Source organism: Vibrio sp. 1288, assembly GCF_033344475.1.
In genome coordinates this window covers 1-509 of the sequence record NZ_JAWPOX010001174.1, presented here as the reverse complement: position 1 = coordinate 509, position 509 = coordinate 1, and the positions used below count along the sequence as shown (strand labels likewise).

The 509-nt window shown below is 47.7% G+C and carries 1 pseudogene; it reads right to left on the bottom strand.

Going from position 1 to position 509, the window contains the following annotated elements:
* Positions 1-509: pseudogene (locus tag R8O11_RS31515) on the bottom strand (hypothetical protein); the annotation flags it as partial.

The window sequence follows — 509 nt, the reverse complement described above, 5'->3', positions numbered from 1 at the left end:
TAAACGAATGTCTTCAACACGACCTTTCGGCGCTAACTTATTGAGTAAGTCACTGGTTGATTCCGATTCCGGCGCGAGCTTAACGAGTGGAATCAGCGCCTCAATGTCGAGCTGAGAAAGATTGAGCTTCCAGCCATCTGGTTGCCAATCAAAAGCCGCATCAAGTTCAGGCCAGGATTTGTCATCGGTGCGAATCTGAAGTGAGTGACCATTTACTTTCCAACCTTGCTTATCAGGCAAGAGCTTAAACACTCCCGATTCGATAAACAGTTCATGGCGGCCATTTTCATTCCATACGAGCTCAGACGGTTGCAGCTCCACGTACGCATAATTAGGTTGGCTGTGTTTGAGAGTCAGCCAGGTATTCAAACTGACCTTGCCAGACTCCGCACCCGATTCTTCTTGCATGTACGTGGTAAGCCAAGGCGTTACCGAGACATCTTGCGCACTCACGTAAAACTCACCAGACACATCACGCAGCGAACCATGATCTTTAAAGTTAGCATTTA